Annotated in this window: 18 protein-coding genes and 1 pseudogene; 12 read left to right on the top strand and 7 right to left on the bottom strand. The window is 69.6% G+C overall.

What is annotated here, in order from left to right:
* The first annotated feature begins 551 nt into the window (after positions 1–551).
* The 7 genes from ACIA8E_RS36995 to ACIA8E_RS36965 all read left to right on the top strand — a co-directional run bounded on the left by ACIA8E_RS36995 (position 552) and on the right by ACIA8E_RS36965 (position 7264).
* Positions 552–2159, top strand: coding sequence for an ATP/GTP-binding protein (locus tag ACIA8E_RS36995; protein ID WP_399305215.1), 1608 nt, complete (start codon positions 552–554; stop codon positions 2157–2159).
* 23 nt (positions 2160–2182) lie between these two features.
* On the top strand, positions 2183–2599 hold the full coding sequence (locus tag ACIA8E_RS36990; protein ID WP_356309344.1) for a conjugal transfer protein TraB: 417 nt from the start codon (positions 2183–2185) through the stop codon (positions 2597–2599).
* Between the two features lie 79 nt (positions 2600–2678).
* Complete coding sequence (locus ACIA8E_RS36985) at positions 2679–4838, top strand: chromosome segregation protein ParM (RefSeq protein WP_399305213.1); 2160 nt, start codon at positions 2679–2681, stop codon at positions 4836–4838.
* Between the two features lie 171 nt (positions 4839–5009).
* Positions 5010–5534, top strand: a complete 525-nt coding sequence (locus tag ACIA8E_RS36980; RefSeq protein ID WP_399305210.1) for a hypothetical protein — start codon at positions 5010–5012, stop codon at positions 5532–5534.
* A gap of 298 nt (positions 5535–5832) precedes the next feature.
* Complete coding sequence (locus ACIA8E_RS36975; RefSeq protein ID WP_399305207.1) at positions 5833–6075, top strand: hypothetical protein; 243 nt, start codon at positions 5833–5835, stop codon at positions 6073–6075.
* A gap of 85 nt (positions 6076–6160) precedes the next feature.
* Complete coding sequence (locus ACIA8E_RS36970; RefSeq protein WP_399305203.1) at positions 6161–6595, top strand: hypothetical protein; 435 nt, start codon at positions 6161–6163, stop codon at positions 6593–6595.
* Positions 6596–7072: 477 nt separating this feature from the next.
* Positions 7073–7264, top strand: a complete 192-nt coding sequence (locus tag ACIA8E_RS36965) for a toxin-antitoxin system HicB family antitoxin (protein WP_399305200.1) — start codon at positions 7073–7075, stop codon at positions 7262–7264.
* A 62-nt stretch (positions 7265–7326) separates the two neighbouring features.
* Here ACIA8E_RS36965 and ACIA8E_RS36960 read toward each other — a convergent pair whose 3' ends face one another.
* Complete coding sequence (locus ACIA8E_RS36960) at positions 7327–8553, bottom strand: RNA-guided endonuclease InsQ/TnpB family protein (protein ID WP_399305197.1); 1227 nt, start codon at positions 8551–8553, stop codon at positions 7327–7329.
* A 178-nt stretch (positions 8554–8731) separates the two neighbouring features.
* On the opposite strand from ACIA8E_RS36960, the gene ACIA8E_RS36955 reads away from it, so the two are divergent.
* The 3 genes from ACIA8E_RS36955 (at position 8732) to ACIA8E_RS36945 (ending at position 11105) form a co-directional block, all read left to right on the top strand.
* Positions 8732–9028 (top strand): hypothetical protein, encoded by a 297-nt coding sequence (locus ACIA8E_RS36955; protein WP_399305194.1) that lies wholly within the window; start codon positions 8732–8734, stop codon positions 9026–9028.
* A 499-nt stretch (positions 9029–9527) separates the two neighbouring features.
* Positions 9528–9983 (top strand): hypothetical protein, encoded by a 456-nt coding sequence (locus ACIA8E_RS36950; RefSeq protein ID WP_399305191.1) that lies wholly within the window; start codon positions 9528–9530, stop codon positions 9981–9983.
* Positions 9984–10049: 66 nt separating this feature from the next.
* Positions 10050–11105 (top strand): DUF6292 family protein, encoded by a 1056-nt coding sequence (locus ACIA8E_RS36945; RefSeq protein ID WP_399305188.1) that lies wholly within the window; start codon positions 10050–10052, stop codon positions 11103–11105.
* A 33-nt stretch (positions 11106–11138) separates the two neighbouring features.
* Here the strand turns inward: ACIA8E_RS36945 and ACIA8E_RS36940 are convergent, their stop codons facing one another.
* On the bottom strand, positions 11139–12131 hold the full coding sequence (locus tag ACIA8E_RS36940) for a DNA polymerase thumb domain-containing protein (protein WP_399305185.1): 993 nt from the start codon (positions 12129–12131) through the stop codon (positions 11139–11141).
* A complete protein-coding gene (locus tag ACIA8E_RS36935) occupies positions 12128–15577 on the bottom strand; it encodes a DNA polymerase III subunit alpha (protein ID WP_399305182.1) in 3450 nt (1149 codons plus the stop codon). Before ACIA8E_RS36935 ends, ACIA8E_RS36940 begins: the two co-directional genes overlap by 4 nt.
* 400 nt (positions 15578–15977) lie before the next feature.
* On the opposite strand from ACIA8E_RS36935, the gene ACIA8E_RS36930 reads away from it, so the two are divergent.
* On the top strand, positions 15978–16622 hold the full coding sequence (locus ACIA8E_RS36930; RefSeq protein ID WP_399305180.1) for a dihydrofolate reductase family protein: 645 nt from the start codon (positions 15978–15980) through the stop codon (positions 16620–16622).
* A 169-nt stretch (positions 16623–16791) separates the two neighbouring features.
* On the opposite strand, the gene ACIA8E_RS36925 is transcribed toward ACIA8E_RS36930, so the two are convergent.
* Both ACIA8E_RS36925 and ACIA8E_RS36920 read right to left on the bottom strand, forming a co-directional pair.
* A complete protein-coding gene (locus ACIA8E_RS36925; RefSeq protein ID WP_399305177.1) occupies positions 16792–17436 on the bottom strand; it encodes a CBS domain-containing protein in 645 nt (214 codons plus the stop codon).
* Between the two features lie 546 nt (positions 17437–17982).
* Positions 17983–18720, bottom strand: a complete 738-nt coding sequence (locus ACIA8E_RS36920; RefSeq protein ID WP_399305174.1) for a hypothetical protein — start codon at positions 18718–18720, stop codon at positions 17983–17985.
* Positions 18721–19025: 305 nt separating this feature from the next.
* Here ACIA8E_RS36920 and ACIA8E_RS36915 point away from each other — a divergent pair, with 305 nt between their 5' ends.
* On the top strand, positions 19026–19352 hold the full coding sequence (locus tag ACIA8E_RS36915) for a hypothetical protein (RefSeq protein WP_399305171.1): 327 nt from the start codon (positions 19026–19028) through the stop codon (positions 19350–19352).
* 176 nt (positions 19353–19528) lie between these two features.
* Here ACIA8E_RS36915 and ACIA8E_RS36910 read toward each other — a convergent pair whose 3' ends face one another.
* Together ACIA8E_RS36910 and ACIA8E_RS36905 are read right to left on the bottom strand one after the other, a co-directional pair.
* Complete coding sequence (locus tag ACIA8E_RS36910; protein ID WP_399305169.1) at positions 19529–20239, bottom strand: hypothetical protein; 711 nt, start codon at positions 20237–20239, stop codon at positions 19529–19531.
* Between the two features lie 45 nt (positions 20240–20284).
* A pseudogene (locus ACIA8E_RS36905) lies at positions 20285–20495 on the bottom strand (IS5/IS1182 family transposase); the annotation flags it as partial.

Here is a 20495-nt window from a genome sequence, read left to right as displayed (position 1 = left end):
GTCACCTGCGAAGGTCCCGCCGGGCTCCGGCGGGGCCTCGCGCGTGTAAAGCGTGCACACGTGCACGTGCACGCGCGTGCACACAAGACCCCACGCTCTGTCAAGTCCCTGGAGGGAGGTACATCGTGTCCGACGTGGATGATCCGAACGGGATCCTGGTCCGCGGCCCCTGGAGCGGTGATTCCTCGTACGTGCCACCGCCGATGCCGGATTACGCCGACACCATTCCGGACCCGGAGGACATTCCCGAGGCTCCGCCGGAATCGCCGGAAGAGACGACGACACAACTGCCGCCGATTCCGGCCGCGCCGGACCCCGCAATAGCACTGCGCTCGGACGGAATTGCAGAACCGGAAACCGGAGAAGATGACGGCGAATACGAGGAAGGCGAATATGCTCAGCCTCGTTCTCTCGCTGACCGTCTCGGTGACTGGCTGGAACTCCGCATCGAAATGGCGCGAGCGCACCATGAAAGCGAAGCGCCTTTTCGTGAGGCTGAAATAGCGCGGAAGGCGGCGCTGTTGGAGGGCCGCACTGCGCAGGAAGTCGCGATGATGGAGCAGAACGGAAAGCTCCACGCCGCGATGATGAAAGCGAAGGGCGACAAGGCGGCGGCGCGTGGAAAGGCCGATGCCGACCGCATGAAGTCCACCGGCTCCGGCCTGGGCGCGGACAAGGGTCGCTCGAAGGCCGGCGGTGGGGGCGGGTCCTCGCGCGGCAACAGCAACTCCAGTGGCTCCGGCGGGCGTTCAGGGTCCGGGAAGTCCAGCGGAGGCGGCAAGGGCGGCACGAAAGGCCCTGACCGGTCCTCTGGCGGCCGTACAGGCGGTTCCGGGCGTAACGGATCCTCCGGGGGCTCGAAGGGTTCGCACACGGGCTCTGGCAGCTCTGGCAGGAACGGCAGCTCGAAGGGCGACGGCAGCCGGGCGCAGCACGGCCCGGCCTCCAACGCCCGTGCCGAGCGGGCCCGCGGCCGCCAGGAGCGGCGCAACGCCGGACACGCCGCCGACATTGCCGAGCGGACCAAGAATCGCGACCAGGCCCGCGCCAACCGGCAGAAGGACTGGAAGGACCGCCGTGCGAAGAAGGCCGAACGGGACGCGGCGAGGAAGTCCAAGCGGGAAGCCGCGGCGGCGACGGAATCCAGCCGCACCACCCTGGGCGCGGCCGTCTCGGAGGAAGCCCGGCGCCGCTGGGACAGGCGCCGTGCCGACGAGAAAGACGACAAGGCCGGCACGGAGAAGGTGAGCCTGTCCAAGGACAAGGACACCAAGGACAAGCGCGCCGACGGCAAGGACGGCAAGGACGACAAGCCCAGCGCCGGAAAGCACGGACCGGCGCCCGATGAGCCGGGCAAGGCGTCCAAGGCCGGTGACGAGCCGGCCGACGGCTCGAAGAAGCGCCGACGGTTCCGACGCCGACGCACCAGCAGCACGGGCCGGGTCTGGCGGTGGGGCCGCACTCATCGCGCTGGGCGCACCGGGCGGCGGGACCGGTCCTCGGACAGCCCGTTCGGGCCCGACGAGTCCGCCCCGAACGTGGAGTGGCCCGACCGGCCCACCCGCACCTCACACCCCGCCGGCGACGGCGTGGAGGACATCGAGGACGCGGTCATCGTCCCCGATGGCCCGGCGTCCGTGACGACAGGAGTCAAGGGCCTGACGCCCGCGCCGGGGCCGCACACCCAGCGGCCCGGCACCAGCCGGCCCACCAGAACGGAAGGGAGCAGCGTGAGCAGCGCGGAGGTCAACAGGCCGTCCGGGCAGGGCGGCCTGGCCGCCCAGCACCGCACGGACATCACGTTCGACGAGTACCTGGTCGAGATGGCGAACATCGCCATCCAGGCCGCCTCCGACCAGGAGCGCGCGGAAGCCCTGATGGAAGCGCTCGGCAAGGTCGCCGACGCCCTGCGGGACATGGCCGCCGACCTGGTCGGCGACCACAACATCAGCACAGAGGTCACCGAGCTGATCTCGGACCTTGCCGACGCTGCCGGCCGCATGAAGCAGCAAGCCGAACGATGCGCCGAGCAGTGCGGGATCGCCAAGGAGGCCGCCAGGCTCGCGGCCGCCGAGGTCGCCCGCGTCTACGGCCAGGACATGGACGCCAAGGAAGACGCGGGCCTGAAGTTCACGTCGGCCGGGCGCCACCACGACTAGAAGCAGGAAGGACCACCCCCCCGATGAGCGATCTCGTACCCCGTTCGGCCGGTGCGGCGCCCGCGCTGGCCGACGGTGACAACCGCTACAAGGCCGTCCAGACCAAGCTGCACAAGCTCGGCGCTGCCTTGGACGACGCCACCCTCGAACTCGAGGGGCTGCGGCGCAGCATGCAGACGAACGCTGCCCGCAGCGAGGACGCCGCCCGCGATATCGAGGCCGCCGAATTGGACGCCAAGTTCGTGGAGGTGACCAACCTGGTGTCGGTCGCCCTGGGCGGCGCCGCGGTCCAGGTCCGAAAGCTGCACGACACCGCGCAGGAGACCGCCGACCTCGCCTATGAGTCCAAGCGCACCCACTCCAAGCTGTACGGCGCGCTGGACGACATCCGCTCCAACCGGCGTGAGAAGACCCCGCGGCCGGCCTTCTTCAACCGCTGACCCCAACACCCACTCAACCCGCCACGGGCGGCCCCGCACACGGCGGGGCTGCCCGTGCCCGTTCCCGAAGGAGATACCGGTGTCCACGCCGCGCAGTGTCGTGCTCGAACGCCTCGCCTACACTCTCGCCGCGCCTGTGCTGGCCGTGGCCCCCAACGTCTATCCCGACAGCCCCGTCAACACCGTCGTGCAGCTGGCCGGCGCCGCCGGGATCGGCGGCTGGGTCCTGGCCGCCAAGAGTGACGAGGCCGGTACCGGACGCAAGATCCTGCGCTGGGCCCCGCTGGTCCTGGCGGCCGCCGTCGACGTCGCCGCCAGGCACACGCCCGGCTGGGGTCCGTGGTGGCTGGACGGACTGCTCACCGCTGCATGGACGGCCGCCGGCTTCACCGTGCTGCCGTTCTCCCGGCACGCCCGACGCCACCACCGCCCTGCCGTCGCGGCCCCGGCCCCGAAGGTCCAGCCCGCCCCGGCCGCGGAGCGATCCCCGGCACAGCCGGACGACGGCGCCGACCTGCTCACCCGCGAAGCGCGGATGCTGTGGGAGCGCGCCGGGATGCCCGCCCGCACCCACATCGTCAAGGCCACCCGGCACCCCGGCATGCGCAACGACATGACGATCCTGCTGCGCGCGTCGGAGACCGGACGGCCGATCACCGGCCTGTCGGAGGCCGCCGTGGCCGCCCCGTTCGGCGTGGACGCCAGGGACGTCGCCTTCGCGGACGTTGCGATCCAGCCCGGCCGGCAGGGCGGGCCGGGTTGGCTGGAGGCCCGTCTCACCCCCGATGCCAGCCTGCGGCGCCGAACCAAGCCGACCGACAAGGAGCGTTGGACGGACCGGGTCGGAGGCCCCAAGGGTGGCGCCCCCGGCTCTGTCCTGGTGCACCGAACCCGCGACGACGAACGCGGCGTGACGTTCTACCGGGCGAAGATGTCCGACTCCCCCGACACCCCGCGCATCGACCTGGCCAAGGTCTGCCGCGCCCTGAAGCTGCCCGAGGACGACTCCTGCGTGTTCGTCCTCATCGACGGCAACGAGTTCCTCATCAGCGCGTTCGACGAACCACCGCTGAGCGCGATCTTCCCCGCCACCCGCGAATTGCTCACCCCGGACGCCAAGGGCATGTACGTGTGCGGGTTCACCATCACCGGCCAGCCGGTGAAGAACATGGTCTTCCAGCACGACAAGAACGCCGCAGCTCACGGTCTCATCCTCGGCGTGAGCCGCAGCGGGAAGACGCAGTTCTTCGCGATCAACATGGCGGCGGAGTCTCTGGCCGACGCCGTCGTGTGGCTGTCGACCGTCCGCAAGGACGAGAAGACGACCACGCTCGGGCAGTACATCGACCGGCAGGGCTCCACGGCGCTGTGGATGGCCCGTCAGCTGCGCGCGGCGAAGGCGCTGTGCGAGATCCGGGCGGAGATGCCCTGGGCGTACGACGGCAAGCCGCACGACTACAAGCCGGGCGACTCGCGTTGCCCGTACCGGCTGCTGTCGGTGTACGCGGATGAGTTCATGACCGCCGCCCAGGACGCCCTGTTCGGCGAGGACATCCAGACCAACGGCGACGACCTCACGGTCACCGGCCTGAAGTACGGCATCGGCTTCAAGCCCGCCGGCCAGTCCCCGTTCGCACACAACGGGTTCTCCACCGAGATGAAGGACAACCTGCGGCAGAACAGCAGGCCCGTCATCTTCAACATGGGTTCGCCCGGCGCCACCCGCAAGGCCGCGGAGGGCACCATGGAGAACGCCTACGACGTGCCGACCATCCCGGCCCGCTACTCCCGCCAGGAAGGCTCCGCCATCGAGCGGGCCATGCGCGGCGAGGCCGACCCCGAGAACGGCGTCTCCACCGGCGGCGTCGCCGTCATCGTCCTCGACAACGGCCGCGCCGTGCTCATGCGGTCGCTGTACGCGGACTTCGACACCGACCTGTCCAATCTGTTCCCCGGCGAGGTCAACCGGCTCACCGACTACGAAATCAGCGAGCTGGAGAAGCGCGGCCTGTGGGGCGACTGGAACCGCGAGCCCGACCCCGGCGAGTTCTGGCCCGAGCCCGCCGAGGACGACGACGAGGACGGCGACGACGACGGCCGGTCCCGCCGACGCGGCGGAGGCGGAGGCAAGGTCGACGGCGGCAAGCGCGGCACCAAGTCCGACACCCGCCGTGCCGAGCCCCAGGTCACCTCACCCCGCCAGGCGCTGGAGGCCATCAAGAGCCTCAACAACGCCTGACCACCCCCGCACCCCATCACCCGGGGCCGGCCTGCCCGACCACGGCCGGCCCCACCCGACCCTGCGAAGGAGGAACCCAGCGCCCTCCCCCTCCCCCTGCTGCACGACGCCGAAGGGCGCCGCCGAGAACGATCCCGGCGGCGCCCTTCGGCGTCCCCACCTGGAGTCCTGATGCCTCACACCACGCCTTCCCTCGCTATAGACCACCCCACCCTGACCACCACCCCGCCGACGGAACTGTCCTTCGAAGACCGCCTCGCCCTCATCGACGCGGCGATGACCGTACGGCTGGACGAAGCCAAGGTCGCCTACGAGGTCAACACCGCCCACATCCCCACCGAGCCCCTCGACCTGGCCGACGTCATCACCGGCCCCATTCCGCTGCCGGACCTGTACCTGACGCCGGTCGCGGCCCTCCTGCAGCGCGCCCACCACCGCCTGGTCACCGGCGGCTGGTGCAGCGGCGCCTTGGTCGACGTGGAAGGCGCCCGCTGCATGTTCGGCGCCATCCGGGCCGAAGCCCGCGGTGACGCGGGCCTGGTAAGCAGTGCCGTCTCCGTGGTCATGGATGCGATCCGCCGCAAGTTCGACGGTGTCGATTCCGTGCCCGGCTTCAACGACGCCTTCGACAGCGGGCGCACCCCGATCCGCATGGTCGACCAGGCCGCCGGCCTCGCCGACGTCCGCGGCCTCTAGTCCGCCCGTCCGGGCCCCCTGCCCCTTGCCCGAACCCGCCTCGGATCGGGCACAGGCCACCCGGCCAGCGCACCACCGCCTACCACCGACCCGTTGGAGGACACCGGCACGGGACGCAGCGCACATCCCGTGAGGGTGACGAGAAAGTGACCGCTGGGGTGAAATCACCGTGCAGTAGGAGGCCCTGACCTCCTCGACCTCGCAGTTCACCCGATTGGGGGCGTTTCGGTCGCCACCATGGATGACGGGGGCTTCTCATTGAGCTGGATCCCAACGGCGTTCGAGTGGGAGGTGGCCGATGCGCAACATGCGCGCCGAACACGTAGCGACGGAGACCGGCACCGGGCTCCTGTGGCATGTCGTCGACGACAACGACGCCCTGTGCGCTCGGATCTTCGGCGGCAAAACGGCGTCCGCACCAAACGGCTTGTGCGACCGCGAGGACTACTGTCGCAGCTGCATGAACGCCGTCGCCGAGGCCGCGCAGCAGAAGGCGGACCTCGTAGCGCCGAACCCTGGAGGTCAGCCCGATGGCTGCTAACGCCTCCCAGCCCCGGCCACGACTTATCGCACGCTGGCGCGTATCGGCAAGCCAGCACCTCACCCCAACGAAAAGATCACTGATCGTGACGTGGATCGCCTTTGGCATCACCTGGGGAACCGTGCGGACCATTACCCACGGCATCCGCGGCGGATGGCTGCCCTGCGGGAACATTTCCGCCGGCGGCCAGCACCTGCACCACTACAACTTCGGCATCGGCACCCTCGCTGGCATCGGCATCATCGCGGTACGCGGCGACGAACGCGCCGTCGGCCACCCCGCCGTCGCCGCCGCCTACGGGGCAGGAATCGCCCTCATCGCCGATGAATTCGCCCTGCTCCTCGATCTGCAAGACGTCTACTGGGCCAAGCAAGGACGCCTCAGCGTGGATATCTCCCTCGGCATCCTCTCCGTACTCGGCGCATACCTGACCGCCAAACCGTTCTGGCACGAGTGCGCTCGGGTGACCCGCCACCACGTCGTCTCCACAGCCAAGCGAAACCTGACAGCCGCCAGGTAAGCCGGCTCCGGGCCTGCCACCACGCGAGCGGCTACGGCATCGGCATCGCTTTCGTTTGGGGCATGGAGGGCGAGCATGTTGTGCGGTGCCCGGTCTGCGGCCCCGGTTTTGCGCTGGGACACGGCCAGCGCGCCGAGAAGGTACGGGAAACGGTCGCTGACGATGGTTTCGCGTACCCACTCCAGGTCGCTGACCAGCACTGATGAAGAGGGGACGGACGAGACGGGCCGCCACCCGTCCTCAGCGGGGTCAGGGTCGCGCAGGTGATTGCAGGCCGCCGAGTAGGTTCGGGAGCTGGAACCGCCCACTCCACCCCGCACGGGTGCGCGAGGTGCGTCGGCCTCTCTGCTGGTCCGTACTTCGTCCCTGGTCTTGCTGGCGTTCCTCGAGCGCCCAACCTGCATCCGGCTGTTTCGCTTGTTACACGCAACATGCCACCATCTGATGCAACCGTCATCCGGTTGCTAGAGTGGTGGCATGGCTGTGATGACGCTCCGCATTCCCGATGACATCGACCCGTCGATTCGCGCTGGCGCGAACGCCGCGGGCCTGTCTCTCAACGCATACATCGTGCGCGCCGCACGCCGCCAGGCCGTGCTCGACGCCGCCCAGCATCTCGCTCAGCTCGGGCTCGGCGACGACCTGTGCGGCGAGGGCGACACTCTTTGAAACCTCCCCTCCCTGAGGGGAGGGGATTCCTCACCTTCCAGGGCTGATCGGGGATTTCTACCTCACGCTGCCAGGCGGGGCAGCGCCCCGTCTGGTCTTACGCGATCAGCGCTAGCCGGGTTGAGACCAGCCCGGAACAGCATCACGCGGGCGGAGTTCTTGTCCCTGGGGGACACAGCTCCGCACGCGGTGCAGGCATAGGTTCGTTCGGAGAGAGGTAGTGCGTGCTTGGTTCTCGCTCCGCACGTGGCGCAGTCCATCGCGGGATGCACGAGGCGGACGTCCCGCCCGTGCTTGCGGCCCATCTCGACAAGGGCCGCCTTCGTCGCACTGATCGCGGCATCGGCAGCCTTGCGGGCCATCGTGGACCTGGCGAGGAACTTCGCACGGAAGTCTTCAACGGCGATGGCATCGTGGTCGCGGACCACCTGCTTGGCCCATTTGCGGCCGGTGTCCTGACGCCGACGGGCAACCTTCTGGTGCAGCTTCGCCGTCCGTCGCCTCGCCTCCTGGTAGCCCTTCGATCCGGCCTTTCCCCTCGCAGGCCTACGCCGGGCCATCATCCGCTGGTAGCGGGTCAGGCGCTGCGCGGCGTTCTTGCCGTGCTGGGGGTGGGGCAGGTCGTGGGCGTCGCTGGTGGTGGTCGCCGTCTCCCGCACACCCCAGTCGACGCCGACAACCGCCCCCGTCTGCGGGAGCGGCTGGACCTGGGCGGGGACGACGAAGGAGCAGTACCAGTGTCCGATGCTGTCCTGGTACACGCGGACGCTGGACGGGTCCGCGGGCAGGTCCCGCGACCACACCACGGTGAAGGTGATGCTCCCGGCCAGGTGCAGCTTTCCGTCCCTGAGACCAAAGCCGCGCCGGGTGTAGTTCAGCGACGGGCACGCCTCGCGCTTCTTCTTCCACTTCGGCATCCCGGCACGCCGCCGCATCGGCAGCCGGTCCTTGATGTCCTTCTGCGCCTTCGCGCGGGACTTCCCGAAGTCGCGGATGAGCTGCTGCTGCGGGACCGAGCTGCCCTGGCGCAGCCAACCGTTTGCCTTGCGGGCGCCGGTCAGCATCTTGTCGAGCTGCGCCGGACCGCATGTGCGCTTGCCAACGTTTTCAGGCCGGTTCTTGTTCCACACGTGGGTCTGCTTCGACTTGGCACAGCACTCGTTCCACACCCACCGGCACCGGTCCCACTCCGCCATCAGCGCGGCTGACGCGGTGGACGACGCACGCAGACGGAAGGCCCACCGGGCGGCGCACCCGGCATCCTCACCCGCCTGCGCCTGCGTCGTCATGACCTCAACCTATCTAGGAGCTATGACAGTTGAGCGCTCTTGATCATTACGGGCTGCCTCGCCACCGTTCGGGGTGGACGCCGAATCGACTTGAAGGCGATTCGGCTACCTCATCCCTGCTCCGAAGGAGTCCGATCCCACCCCGCCGTGAACGACAGGACATCCTCGGAGGTATCCGGTGAAACGTGGGGAGGTCTGGGCGCTCGGCGATGGGCGCAACGTACTCGTCGTGTCACTCGACGGCCTGGAGCAGGCCTATGGTGCGGTGCTTGCGATCGTGCTGCACCCTTCCGGACGCTTCCCGGACACGGCTATGTCCGTGGTGCTCGAAGAACCGTTGCCGTGTACTGCGGTCGCGGTCAACGTCCAGCAACTGAGGGTTACGCGCTTCGACGGCGCCAAACTGGTGGGCACCGTCGACGCGGCGGCGATGGAGCGGGTCAGCCAGGCCCTCCGCGCCGTGCTGGACCTGTAGAACAGAACACGTTGCCGCGCAACATCGCCCCGCCACCCGGAAGTTCGGGGGCGGGGCGATGTCCGTCTGCATAAGGCCTTTACTTCGCCGCGCGATCGCGTGAGCAGCCCTCGCTGCCGCAGAGGAGCGGCGCAAGCGGCTCACTGGCCTGGCCTGCGAGCTGCACGACCCCCCGCCATACCGCCGACCGCATCGCCGAACTGCACTGCTGTGCACCTGGCGACCGTAGGCCGGTGCCGCCCCGAAACGGGGGTGTGCGGGCAGCTAAAAGGCCGACGCCCACTTCCGCCGAGGCGGGTGGCAAGGGCGCCGGCCAACCGAAAACACACACTCCGCGGGAGAACCCGAGAGGCCTGTCTCGGCATCGAGTGTATCCGCACGTCGCGACGTCCGGTGCGCGCTCACTTGCCGATGGTGACGTAAGGGCGGTATTGTTTTCTTGCTGGCGGGTTGTGGCTGTGGGCTGGCACCGAACACGCCTCACGCAAGGAGCAGTCCCGTGCCCGACTACCTCACCCGGCGAGATGCCGACCACCAGCTTCGAGAGCTCGAGGCCCCCACCGTCGTTGACGCCGCCGACCGGGCCGGCTTCGACGGCGCGCACCTTGCCTGGCCGGCCACCGCCGCGGCCGCGGCCGCCGAACTCGCCGAGCTGGCCCACGACCTGGCCGGCGCCGACGTCACCGTGGAGTGGCACCGCGACGGTCTCGACCTGCCGAACCTCGTCGCCGGCCCGGGGGACATCGCCGGTATCCGCGTACGCGCCACCGGCCGCGCCTCGCACACCCTGTACGTCATCACCGCCACCGACCTGGTCCCGCACACCCACGCCGCCGGCGCCCTCGCCTACCTTCAGCCGCTCATCGGCGCTGCCGCCCTCGACTGTGAGGGAAGCGGGGCAGATCCCGGCGAGCCGTGCCTGCCGAACTGCCTGCCGGACCCCTCAACCACCTGAATCGCCCACTCCGGGCGGGGCGCTGACACCGGCGCCCCGCCCGCCCCGTGATGGAGAGACAAGACGATGATCCGCGCCGGACGCCTCAAGTACGCACAGACCATGGCCGATCTGGCCGCCCAGCTCGGGATGCCGCTCGGCACCTTCCGCAACAAGAAGCCCCACACCCAGAAGGGGCACCCCGCCCCGATCAGCTCGCCCACCTCCCGGGCCCTGCTGTGGGACAGCGAGCAGACCGCCGCCTTCCACGCCGGCAAGCCCGTCCCGACCCTCCCGGAGGCCGACGCCGACGAGGACCTGCTGGACCGCCACGAGGCCGCCGCCGAGCTCGGTGTGTCCGCGGCCAGCTGGAACAAGTACAAGAGCGACCCGAAGCTGGTCAAGCACGTCGTCCTGGTCCCGGCCGGCGACGGCGGCACCGAGCACTGGCCGCGCCGCGTCGTCCGTGAGTTCAAGGCATCCCGGCCCGGCCGCGGTGCCGGCGGCGGCCGCCGCGTCGGCAGTGGCGACATGATCCCGCGCGAGGAGATCCTGCCCCGGATCGCCGAACTTCTCGACGACAACCCGGCGATCACGCTCACCGAAGTCGCCGACACTCTGGGCGTCGCGAAGTTTCCCACTGCCCAGGCTGGCCTCGCGCAGCTGCGCGGTCGGCGGATCGCCGACCTGATCGAGACCGCCCCCGGCCTCACCGCGCTCGAGGGCGCCGAGCGCCTCGGGTACCCGACCGCCACCCACCGTGGAGCCGTGGCGATCGCCGAGGCCGAGCTGCAGGCCCGCCAGGCACGCCCGTACCTGCAGCAGGTCGCCGACGCCCTGGCCAAGGCCGGCGTCGCCGAGCCGATCCAGATCGAGGTGCGCCGGCTCGGCGGCGGGCACCTGGCGGCCGCGCTTCCGCTCGCTGCTGGCCAGACTTGGCCGGCGCTGGTGTGGGATGAGCGCTACGGATGGCGCACGGCGACCAGTCGGCGCCACCCGATCGGAAAGGACACCGGCAGCGCGCCAGAAGGCGAAGGCATCCGCTACCTCGGCAGCAGCATTCGGCCACAGCCGGCAGAGCTCCTTGAGGAGCTCGCCGACGGCCGCAAGGGCTCCAAGCGTCCCCAGGTTTCCAGCGACTGAGTTTGATCTTTTCGCTGTGCCGAGGCGCTTGCGTTACTCCGCTCGGTAGGCGGCTGCGCTGCCGGCGATGCTGTGTCCGTACCGGGCGCGGGCTCGGTCGAGGGCGGTTTCGAGGTCGCGGGCTTTGGCGTCCCGGGTGTCGAGGGTGAGCTGGTGGGTGGCCTGTTCGGCCGGGGTCAGTCGTTCGGCGCGGAGCGAGAAGGCGCGGACGCGGGCGCGTTGGAGTCCGAGGCTCGCGAGGAGGTCGCGTCCTGTGTCGGCGAGGGCTGGAGTGTGGGCGGTGGGTTCGGCGAGCGTCCGGGTGCGGGTGGTGTTGGTGCGGTCGGCGTAGGTGACGGCCAGCGTGAGGGCCTGGCATACCGCGCGCTGGTCCCTGAGCTGGGCGCCGAGCTGCTCGGCGAGGCTGAGGACGGTCCGGTGATGCTGGTGGGGGTCGAGTTCGTCGCGATCAAATCGGCGGGTGCCGGTGATCGACTTGGGGGCGGCAGCAGGGATGACGGGGCGGTCGTCGGTGCCGTGAGCTCGGTCGTACGCCTGGCGGCCGGCGGCGATACCAAGGATCCGCTGGAGAGTGGCGAGCTGGGTATCAGCGATGTTCCCGACGGTGTGGATCCCATAGCGGGCCAGCGTGCGCGCCGTGGCCGGCCCCACGCCGGAGAGCGCGGAGGCACGTTGGGGGCGCAGGAAGGCGGCGATGTCGTACGAGGAGTTGCCGACGACGGTGGTCGAGCCGGGTGGGGTGACGGCGGCAGCCATCGCCGCGACCATCCGCGACGGCCCGACCCCTGCGCTTGACTGGATCCCGTACAGCGCGAGCGTACGGAGCCGGATGAGTGCGGCGAGGCCTTCGGCATCCTGGCTCCAGTACCGCAGAGCGCCGGTGAGGTCGACGTCGGCAGACCAGTCGGCCGGGTGCGGCTGCACACGCGGGGTGATCCCTTCGAGGACGGCCAACAGCCGTTCGTACAGCTCGTCGTCCTGGAGGTGGAAGTAGATGCGCATCACGGTGCGCGGGCTGTGGGTCATCCGGCGCTGCCGGGGCTGGTGTGGCCGAGTCGGGTGAGGTCGGCGGAGCGGGTGCCGGCGGGCTGGAGGTCGGCGTACGGATGGAGCCTGGCCCCGGCAGTACCGTTAGTGAGCGTCCGGGCCGGTGCGTCGGCCGGCTGGGCGGGGGTGGGTGCGGGTTCGCGGCGGCCGAGGAGGTCGAGGACGGCCTGGGGTCCGTGGTCGCGGCGGGCCGCGGCGAGCGCTTCGAGGTCCCAGACCATCTGCCCGACCACAGTGCGCCGGGGGCCTCGGGCCTCGACGGTGCCGCGGATGAGCAGCAGTCCGTTGTGGAAAATGGTGTGCGCGCACGCCTCGTGGGAGTCCTCGAAAAACGCGATGTCGACCAGTCCGAAGCCGTCCTCGAGGGTGACGAAGATGACGCGCTTCCCGGACGGGATGGGCGGCGTCTGAGTGGAAGCGCGCACCCCCGCGACCAGGACCTGCTGCCCGGGGTGCATCGCCTTGAGGTGCTTGGCATCGGTAGCGCCTATCTCCCGCAGCAGTCGGTGGTGGTGCTCCATCAGGTGCTGGGAGACGTCGATCTTGAGCACGTTGAGTTCGGCGTCGAGGGCCTCGCGGCTGTTCATCTCCCGGAGCCCGGATGGTCCGGCGGTGATGAGGGTGTCGTCGATCGGGAGCTGTCCGGCGCCGGGACGGGTACGGGTGTGGCGGTGGAGTTCGGCGGCTTGGAGCAGCAGGTCGCGGCGCGTCTGGTCGCCCTTGATCTGGTCGAGCGCGCCGATCTGGATGAGGCGTTCGGCGATCGGCAGCGCCGGGTGGGCCCGCTGCCAGAAGTCCTGCAGGGAGTTGTAGGGCTGGCCGGCAGCGATCCGGGCGACCTGGTCCTCGCTGATGCCCTTGACCGAGGACAGCGAGAGCCGGACGCCGAAACCTGTGTCGGTCTGCTCGACTTGGTGCGTCGGCGCGGATTTGTTCACGTCGACGGGCAGCACGGGCACGTTGTGGCGGCGGGCGTCGGCGACGATCACACGTAGCGGCCACATGCCAGGGTCGTGCTCCAGTAGGCCGGCGTAGAGGGCTGCAGGGTGATGGGCCTTGAGCCAGGCTGATTGGAGGGCGGGGACGGCGAAGGCGACGGCGTGTGCACGGCAGAACCCGTACGCGCCGAACGAGGCGACGATCTCCCACACCTCGTCCAGGACCTTCGTGCTGTAGGCGCGGGCGCCGGCCTTCTCCCGGAACCATGCTTCGAGCTTGGGGAGGCGCTGCTCGTCGGCGAGGGCGCGTCGGGCGACCTCGGCCAGGGCGCGGTCGCAGCCGGTCATAACGGCCAGGATGTCGATGATCTGCTCGTGCCAGATCGTCACCCCGTACGTGTCCCGGAGGACGGGTTCGAGGTCGGGGTGGGGGTAGGCGGGGGCGGCGCCGTGGCGGGCGGCGATGTAGAGCGCGGGCATGCCGCCCTGCACTGGACCCGGCCGGAACAGGCTGATGTCGGCGATGACGTCCTGCGGGTCGCGGGGTTGGAGCCGACCGACCAGGTCCTGCTGACCGGGTGACTCGAGCTGGAACATCCCCACGGTGTCGGAGTCCTGGATCAGGGCGAAGGCGAACTGGTCGTCCAGCGGCACGTGGTCGGGGTTGTCGAGGTCGATCTGCCTACCGGTGGTGCGGCGGATCTCGGTGACGGCGTGCGCCATCGCCGACTGCATCCGCACCCCGAGGACATCGAGCTTGAGCAGGCCGAGGTCTTCGACGTCTTCCTTGTCGGCCTGGACCATCGGGTACTGCCCGCCCGGCGTCGGCTGCACCGGCAGCCGGTCCAGCAAGGTCGCGTTCGACAGGATCACACCGCACGGGTGCATCGCGATCCCACGCGGCAGCGCATCGAGGCCTTCGGCGAGCTCCCACAGCGGACCGTACGACTCTGCCTCGGTGGCGAGCTGCCGCAGCTCGGGCAGCTCCTTGAGCGCTCCGCGGATGTCGCAGGCCCGGATGTGCGGGAAGGACTTCGCGATCCGGTCGACCGTCTGCGGCGGCAGACCCAGGGCAAGACCGGTGTCACGAAGCGCGTGACGCGCCCGCCAGGTCTCCGGCATCCCCGTCACGGCGACCCGCTCCGAGCCGAACCGCTCGAAGATCCGGTCGTATACCTCCAGGCGACGGGCGGACTCCACATCGACGTCGATGTCCGGGAGCGAGGCGCGGCGTTCGGAGAGGAACCGCTCGAAGAGCAGGCGGTGTTCGAGCGGGTTGGCGGTGGCGACAAACAGGGAGTGGTTGACCATCGAACCGGCGCCGGAGCCGCGGGCGGCGACCCTGATGCCCATGTCGCGGACGTCGGCGACGACCTGGGCGACGGCGAGGAAGTAGGGCTCGAACTCCAGCCGGCCGATGATGCCGAGCTCGTAGTCGAGCTGCTCGACTGCCCGCCGGTCACGGTCCAGACCGCGGGCGACCATCCCGGCCTCGCACCGCTGCTTCAGCAGCCGCATCGCCCCACCCGCACCGGGCTCAGCGCCGACCACGGTCGGCTCGGGGAAATGCGGGGTACCCAGCCCGAGGCCTGCGACCGGATCGATCACGCACTGCTCAGCGGTGCGAACAGTCTCGGCGAGCAGCTCCGCCGCGCGGCCGGGGCCTGCACTGGCGGCCTCACAGATCCGCCTTGCCGCAGCCGCCATCTCGGCCGGGCCGTTCAGCCACCGCTCACCGCAGTCCAGGCGCCGCCGGTCGATCGGCCGCAGCAGCCGGGCCGCGTCCAGGACGTCCGCGATCCGGTGCTGAGCGGGGTCGGCGTAGCGCACCGCGTTCGTCAGCACCGCCGGGATGGAGAGCCGGTCGGCCAGGCCGAGCGTGTGGGCGGCGAGCCGCAACGATCCGGGGCCGATGCCTTCCAGCCCCCAGTGGAGGACCTCCAGGCGCAGGTTCGGCCCGGCGACCTCACGCCACGGCACCAGCAGCTGCTCGGCGATGTCCGGCCGCCCGGCCGACAAGGCCCGGATCGGCTCCGATGCCGGGCCGAGCAGGACCGTGAGGCTCTGGTCTGCGAACTGCTGGAGCACCGGCCAGGCCACGATCGGCGGGCCGCCGGCAGCAGTCGCGTGGGCGGCCGACACGATCCGGCACAGCCGCCCCCACCCGGCAAGATCCTGGGCAAGGAGCGTGACTCTCAGCGGCGCCTCGGCAACATGCGCGCCGCCGCGCACCGGCGTCCGCACCCTGGCGGCGCGGCCGACCAAGGTGTGCGGGGCGACCGCGACGTCGACGCCGAAAACCGGCCGCACGCCGGCCCCCATGGCGGCTTTCGCGAAGCGGACGATGCCCGTGACGGTGTCGCGATCGGTCAGCGCGAGCGTGGTGATGCCGCGCTCGGCGGCACGGGCGACCAGGTCGTGCGGGTGGGAAGCGCCGTAGCGGGCGGAGTAGCCGCTGGCGACATGCAGATGCACACCACCACCCATCGGGACCTCCGGTCATATACCCCCAAATACGCTCTAACCGCCTGGCTAGGCCTCCACAGTACTCGAACACAAATCGAACAAGCGAGTCTTGTTGCTCCAGCGCCCTCGTGTCGCCTTCGACCGGGCTTGCCCACTTGTTCCGGAGGCTTGCCCAACCCCCTGACCTGGAACAACAGCGGAGGGGGACACGTGCCGGTGCGACTGAGCGCTGTAGATGGCCCCTGAGCGTTCAAGTTGGCCCGGGTTGGCCCCGGTGAGCGCTGTAGGTGGCCCGGAGGGGTGCGGCCAGCGTGGTGAATGCGCCCGACGGGGTGAAACCGGGTTCGGTGGCGGCGATGAGCACGCTGGCATCCGTAGGTCTATCTCTTGACGGAGACAACCGACTCATCGGGAGTAAGCCATGGGCCTCATCCACATCGAGCTGTTTGCGACCCTCGATCTCGTCGGGCAGGCGCCCGGCGGCCCCGACGAGGATCCGGTGGGATTCCCGTTCGGCGGCTGGCAGGCGCCCCTACTGGACGAAGTCGCCGGGGCACAGGTCGGTGCCGCTTACGAAGGCACGGACGCCCTCCTGCTAGGCCGGCGGACGTACGACATCTTCGCCGCCTACTGGCCTCACCAGGAGTGCGGTGAGGACAACGAGATCGCCACACTCTTCAACAGCGTCCCGAAGTACGTGGCATCCCGCGGTAGGCCCGCCCTCTCGTGGGCCGGGTCCACACAGCTCGGCTCGGAACTCGCCGACGCGGTGCGTGAGATCCGTGACCGGCATGAGCACGTGAAGGTCGTCGGGAGCCTGAATCTCGTGCAGACCCTCCTGCGAGAGAAGCTCTTCGACCGCCTCGACCTCTGGCTGCACCCGATCGTGCTCGGCGTCGGGAAGAAGGTGTTCGACGACGGCGCGGTGCCCACCAACATGAGGCTCCTCGCCCCTCCGGTAGCCAGCCCCAAGGGCACCGTCTACCTGCGCTACGGACTCGCCGACGGCACCCCCGCGACGGGCGACATGAGCGCACCCGATCGCGGTGCCGGAAGCGACGACTGAGGCCATCTTGCGCCTGGTGGGTCCGTGCCGCGCGGAACGGGCAACGGATACCAGCTGTCCCCTGCCCCGGGCCGGAGAGATCGCAGCGCGGTGAGGGCGACCGGAATCTGAGCATCGAACTGACCAATCAGCGTCCTAGTTGGCAGTTGCCGCGCAGGGTAGCCCCGACCTATCCCACCCGGCCGGCGGCAAGGTGGGCGTCCACAGCGTCGACACCGTCGACGCCCTGGCAGAGGCCCACGACCACCGCCACGAGACCCGGTTCCGGGACGTGACCCCGCAGGGTGATGACCCCGTCTCGGACCTCGACCGCGACGGCATCCTCGTCCAGGCCGAGGATGCCCCCCAGGACGTCCTGCTCCACCTCGCCGCGGATCTCGACGTCGGAGCGGATGAAGACGTCGAGAAGGTCGCTGCGGCTGATGATGCCGGTGAGGTGCCCGTCGTCACCGACGACCGGCAGCTGCTTGACGTGCCGCCTGCGGAGTTCCCGCGCGGCCCGGGGGATCGTCCAGTCGGATCGGGCGGTGAAGGTGGGGCTGCTCATGAGCGCGCCTGCGGTTCGGGCCCGGGCCTTGCCCCAGGCGCCCTCGTCGTTCCCGTCCTGCCCCTGCGGATCGGGCATGCCGGTCTCGTGCCGCAGCACGTCGGACGCGGACACGACGCCGACGAGGGCGCCGTCGTCGTCGACGACCGGGGCCGCGACGATGTCGTTCACATCCAGCAGGCCGACGACCTCCTGGAACGGTGTGTTGGGGCGGAGGGTGACGACCTCCTCGGTCATCACGTCACCGACCGTGCGGCGGTGCAGCATGGCGTCGGCCTCCTCCGTTTTGCGACGGGGCGGGCGCGGTCGGACCGCCCGGGCGGACGATGCGCGGCGCGTCGGCCTCCGCGGCCCTGCCAGCTCGTCAACGCGTCTTCTCTACCCATGACAGCACTTCGCCGCTCCGGCGACCAGTGACGTTTGACCTGGCGAGGAGGGTCAGCGGCTCCACGGCCAGAAGTGCCGCCGAGTGCGCGGTAGGTGCTGGCACCCCGACGCCATGTCCGCGTCCGTCTGAATCGTCCAGATCGGCCACCCACCGCCCGACAGAGTTGCCAACTACGAACCGACGCGAGCGCTTGCCCGCGACGTCTCAGGCTTGCCCACCGCGCGCCGCCCGAGGCTTGCCCAACCCGCTGACCTGGAACAACGGCCGGTGGGTACATGTACCTGAATTCGCAGGTCAGGCCCGGTCTTTCTGATCACGGCGGATTGAGGCTGCTACAGGAGCCGTTCGGTAGCGTCGCAGAGCCGGGGGCCGGCGACTGTGGGTAGTGCACGCCCCCGCAGCCGTCGGCCCTCCTCCCCGGCGGGTCAGTTCGCGGTGTCGTCTCCGCAGGACTTGAGCGCCTGCACTTCGGGAAGAGACGTGACTCGCCCGAAAGGGCCTCTGCCCTCCTCCGCCGGAGCATGCAGCACGTCGCTGAGGAGGGATTCCGCCGAGTAGGCAGTGAAATCGGGGGCGTTCTTCAGTTCCCCCCTATTTCTCGTCCACTCCTGACCGTCCCTGTCAGAGAACGACATGGCCGTAACCCATCCCCAGCCTCCCTTGACCTGTTCCCCCCACCGCTCTTTCGAGGGATCAACTTCCCGCCAGGTGAATTCCTCCTCCTTGGATGCCTGAGGGTCCCATCTCAGCGTCTTGGCCGAGATCACTGAATCCGTGCAGGGTGGGAGGCTTCCCATGAGTACCGGAAAGGTGACGCTGTCCAACGTCCTCCCCCCAGGCGGGTAGATCGAGAGGAACACCTCCACCCGGGCGACCGGATCCACGGACCGGTTCGCGAGGTGCAGACGGCGTTCCCCGCTGTCGTCCACTTCCGTCCAGATCGAAATTCGTGACGCTTGCGCGCGCTTCCGCGCATCGTCTTGCTCGCGAGACTGAGCCAATTGGTCTGCCGCCACGCGCGCACTCCAGATGGTGCCGATGCCTGTTGTCGCCAGGCTGCCCAGGCTGGCCACGATCGTCACGACTGCGCCCAGCGTGAGGAGGTTCAGCCCGCCCAGCTGACTGATGGCCTCGGCCTCCCCGGCTCGTTCGCGGGCGCCCACCCGGCTCGGGGTTGGTCGGCGCCGCGCCGGGCGCAGTCTGTTCCGCCTCGGAGTCCCCGTCTGTCGCACTTGCTCCTCCTCGCATCTCTGCACAGGGGGACGCACGCTACTGGCGCTTGGCTCCAGGGGAGGCCGGATCAAGACACGGGCTGGGCCCCGTCCTTGCACGACGAGGGCCCAGCTATGGCCGGTCTTCGATCTTGAGCGGTGCGCCTCGCCTGACACCCTGACTCTTCATCACGGTCGGTGACCCGTGAGGGACGTTGGTGCCCCCTGATGCAAGGAGCCACATTCAACGCGACTGGGTGGCGCGCACCAACTGCTGGTCGACGGTGGAGCGGGTCCTGCTTACCCGCGAGCAGGTCTTGACGTACGAACTGCCCGCGGCCGAAGGAAAGCGTGATGACCCGCGCTGGCCGACGTTCGCCCGCCGGTACGGCTTCGACGCCTGTCGGCCCGTCCAGTGGGAGGTCGAAGCCCTCGAACCGGCCGAGCTCCAGCGCCTGGTGCTCGAAGCCGTGGAGCGATACATCGACCGCGCGCAGCTCACCCGGCAGCTCGCCGAGGAGCGGCGCCAGCGCCGACGCCTGGCCGAGTTCCTCGGCCGCTTCGGCGGCTCGGACGGCGCATGACCTTTGGGCAAGCCTGCGGCGGCGCACCCCGGATGAGGGTTGCACCCACAGTTGTCTGCACAGTTGTCTGCACAGGGGGACCCAAAGTTGCACCGGAGGTACTACCGGAGGTGTGAACCCCCCTTTTGTGATCTTGAGCGTTTTGCCTGGTCAGCCCCCATGGGCAAGCCCTTTTCCTACGCCGACACCTCTTTCTCCGCGTTAGTCGGAGGAAGAGGCTTTGTTGTCTGACGGCCTGGCGCTGCCTGCTCGCGCTGCCGTCGCCTCCTCGCTGCTCGGTCCGCTCCTTCGAGCTCCGACCCCGGCGTAGTGTCGGCCGGCCACTGCCTCCGTCGGCCACCCGCCCGAGCGCGTCCCTGACGACGTCCGGCCGCCGACTGGCGCGCTTCGCCGCCGCTCCGCTTTGTGCGGCGAATCGGGCGCAACGGTGGCCTGGTCCTGCCACACTGGCTTCTGGGGTGGAGCTTCTTCTCAAGGGACTTGAGACTCACCGGCCTCGCCGGTGCGGTGGTGATCACACCGGACATCGTGACGGTTCCCGTCGTGTAGTTCACACGCCGGCCGTCGGGATAGATCCGCGAGTTGCTGGACTTCCGAATGCCCCGGTCCCAGTCCAAGGCCGTGCGAGGGTGCGCCCCGACCCGCTCGGCGGCCTCCCGCCTGGAGACGCCCCGGGCCCGCAGCTTCAAGTACTCCTCGCGCCCGGGGTGTCCCAGGTGGCCGTAGTTCATGCCGGCCTTGCGGGCCAGCGTGAACGCCGTGTTCAGGTTCAGCCCCAGCTCACGCGCTACGGGGGAGACACTTCCCACGGCATGAAGCCGTTCGAAGAACAGCTTCTTCAACTCCGGATCGAGCCTCTTACCGCCCACGGTCCTCGCAACTCCCATGATCATGAGTGTTGCGAGGACCGCTAGGACGTGTTTGAGATGTGGTCACAGCGCCTGCCGTATGAGGGTGAGTTGGACGGTCGACTCGTAGCGGACGGCGAGCTTGTCGTACCTGGTCGCAACGCCTCTTGCCTGCTTCAGAAGGCCGATCCGGCACTCGACTTTGTGCCTGCGCTTGTACATTTCGCGGTCGAAGCCGGGTGGACGGCCTCCGGCGGAACCGCGGCGGAGTCGGTGTCCGGCCTGGTCTCGCTTC

It is taken from the genome of Streptomyces sp. NPDC051664 (genome assembly GCF_044453545.1).
Taxonomy (GTDB): Bacteria; Actinomycetota; Actinomycetes; order Streptomycetales; family Streptomycetaceae; genus Streptomyces.
Note: the sequence above shows the minus strand (reverse complement) of the source record. Positions and strands in the feature narration are given on the sequence as shown.

Coding starts and splice junctions, on each gene's coding strand:
- ACIA8E_RS36995 (WP_399305215.1), top strand. CDS start 552: ATGATGGAGCAGAACGGAAAGCTCCACGCCGCGATGATGAAAGCGAAG.
- ACIA8E_RS36990 (WP_356309344.1), top strand. CDS start 2,183: ATGAGCGATCTCGTACCCCGTTCGGCCGGTGCGGCGCCCGCGCTGGCC.
- ACIA8E_RS36980 (WP_399305210.1), top strand. CDS start 5,010: ATGCCTCACACCACGCCTTCCCTCGCTATAGACCACCCCACCCTGACC.
- ACIA8E_RS36975 (WP_399305207.1), top strand. CDS start 5,833: ATGCGCAACATGCGCGCCGAACACGTAGCGACGGAGACCGGCACCGGG.
- ACIA8E_RS36965 (WP_399305200.1), top strand. CDS start 7,073: ATGGCTGTGATGACGCTCCGCATTCCCGATGACATCGACCCGTCGATT.
- ACIA8E_RS36960 (WP_399305197.1), bottom strand. CDS start 8,553: ATGACGACGCAGGCGCAGGCGGGTGAGGATGCCGGGTGCGCCGCCCGG.
- ACIA8E_RS36945 (WP_399305188.1), top strand. CDS start 10,050: ATGATCCGCGCCGGACGCCTCAAGTACGCACAGACCATGGCCGATCTG.
- ACIA8E_RS36940 (WP_399305185.1), bottom strand. CDS start 12,131: ATGACCCACAGCCCGCGCACCGTGATGCGCATCTACTTCCACCTCCAG.
- ACIA8E_RS36935 (WP_399305182.1), bottom strand. CDS start 15,577: ATGGGTGGTGGTGTGCATCTGCATGTCGCCAGCGGCTACTCCGCCCGC.
- ACIA8E_RS36930 (WP_399305180.1), top strand. CDS start 15,978: ATGGGCCTCATCCACATCGAGCTGTTTGCGACCCTCGATCTCGTCGGG.
- ACIA8E_RS36925 (WP_399305177.1), bottom strand. CDS start 17,436: ATGCTGCACCGCCGCACGGTCGGTGACGTGATGACCGAGGAGGTCGTC.
- ACIA8E_RS36910 (WP_399305169.1), bottom strand. CDS start 20,239: ATGGGAGTTGCGAGGACCGTGGGCGGTAAGAGGCTCGATCCGGAGTTG.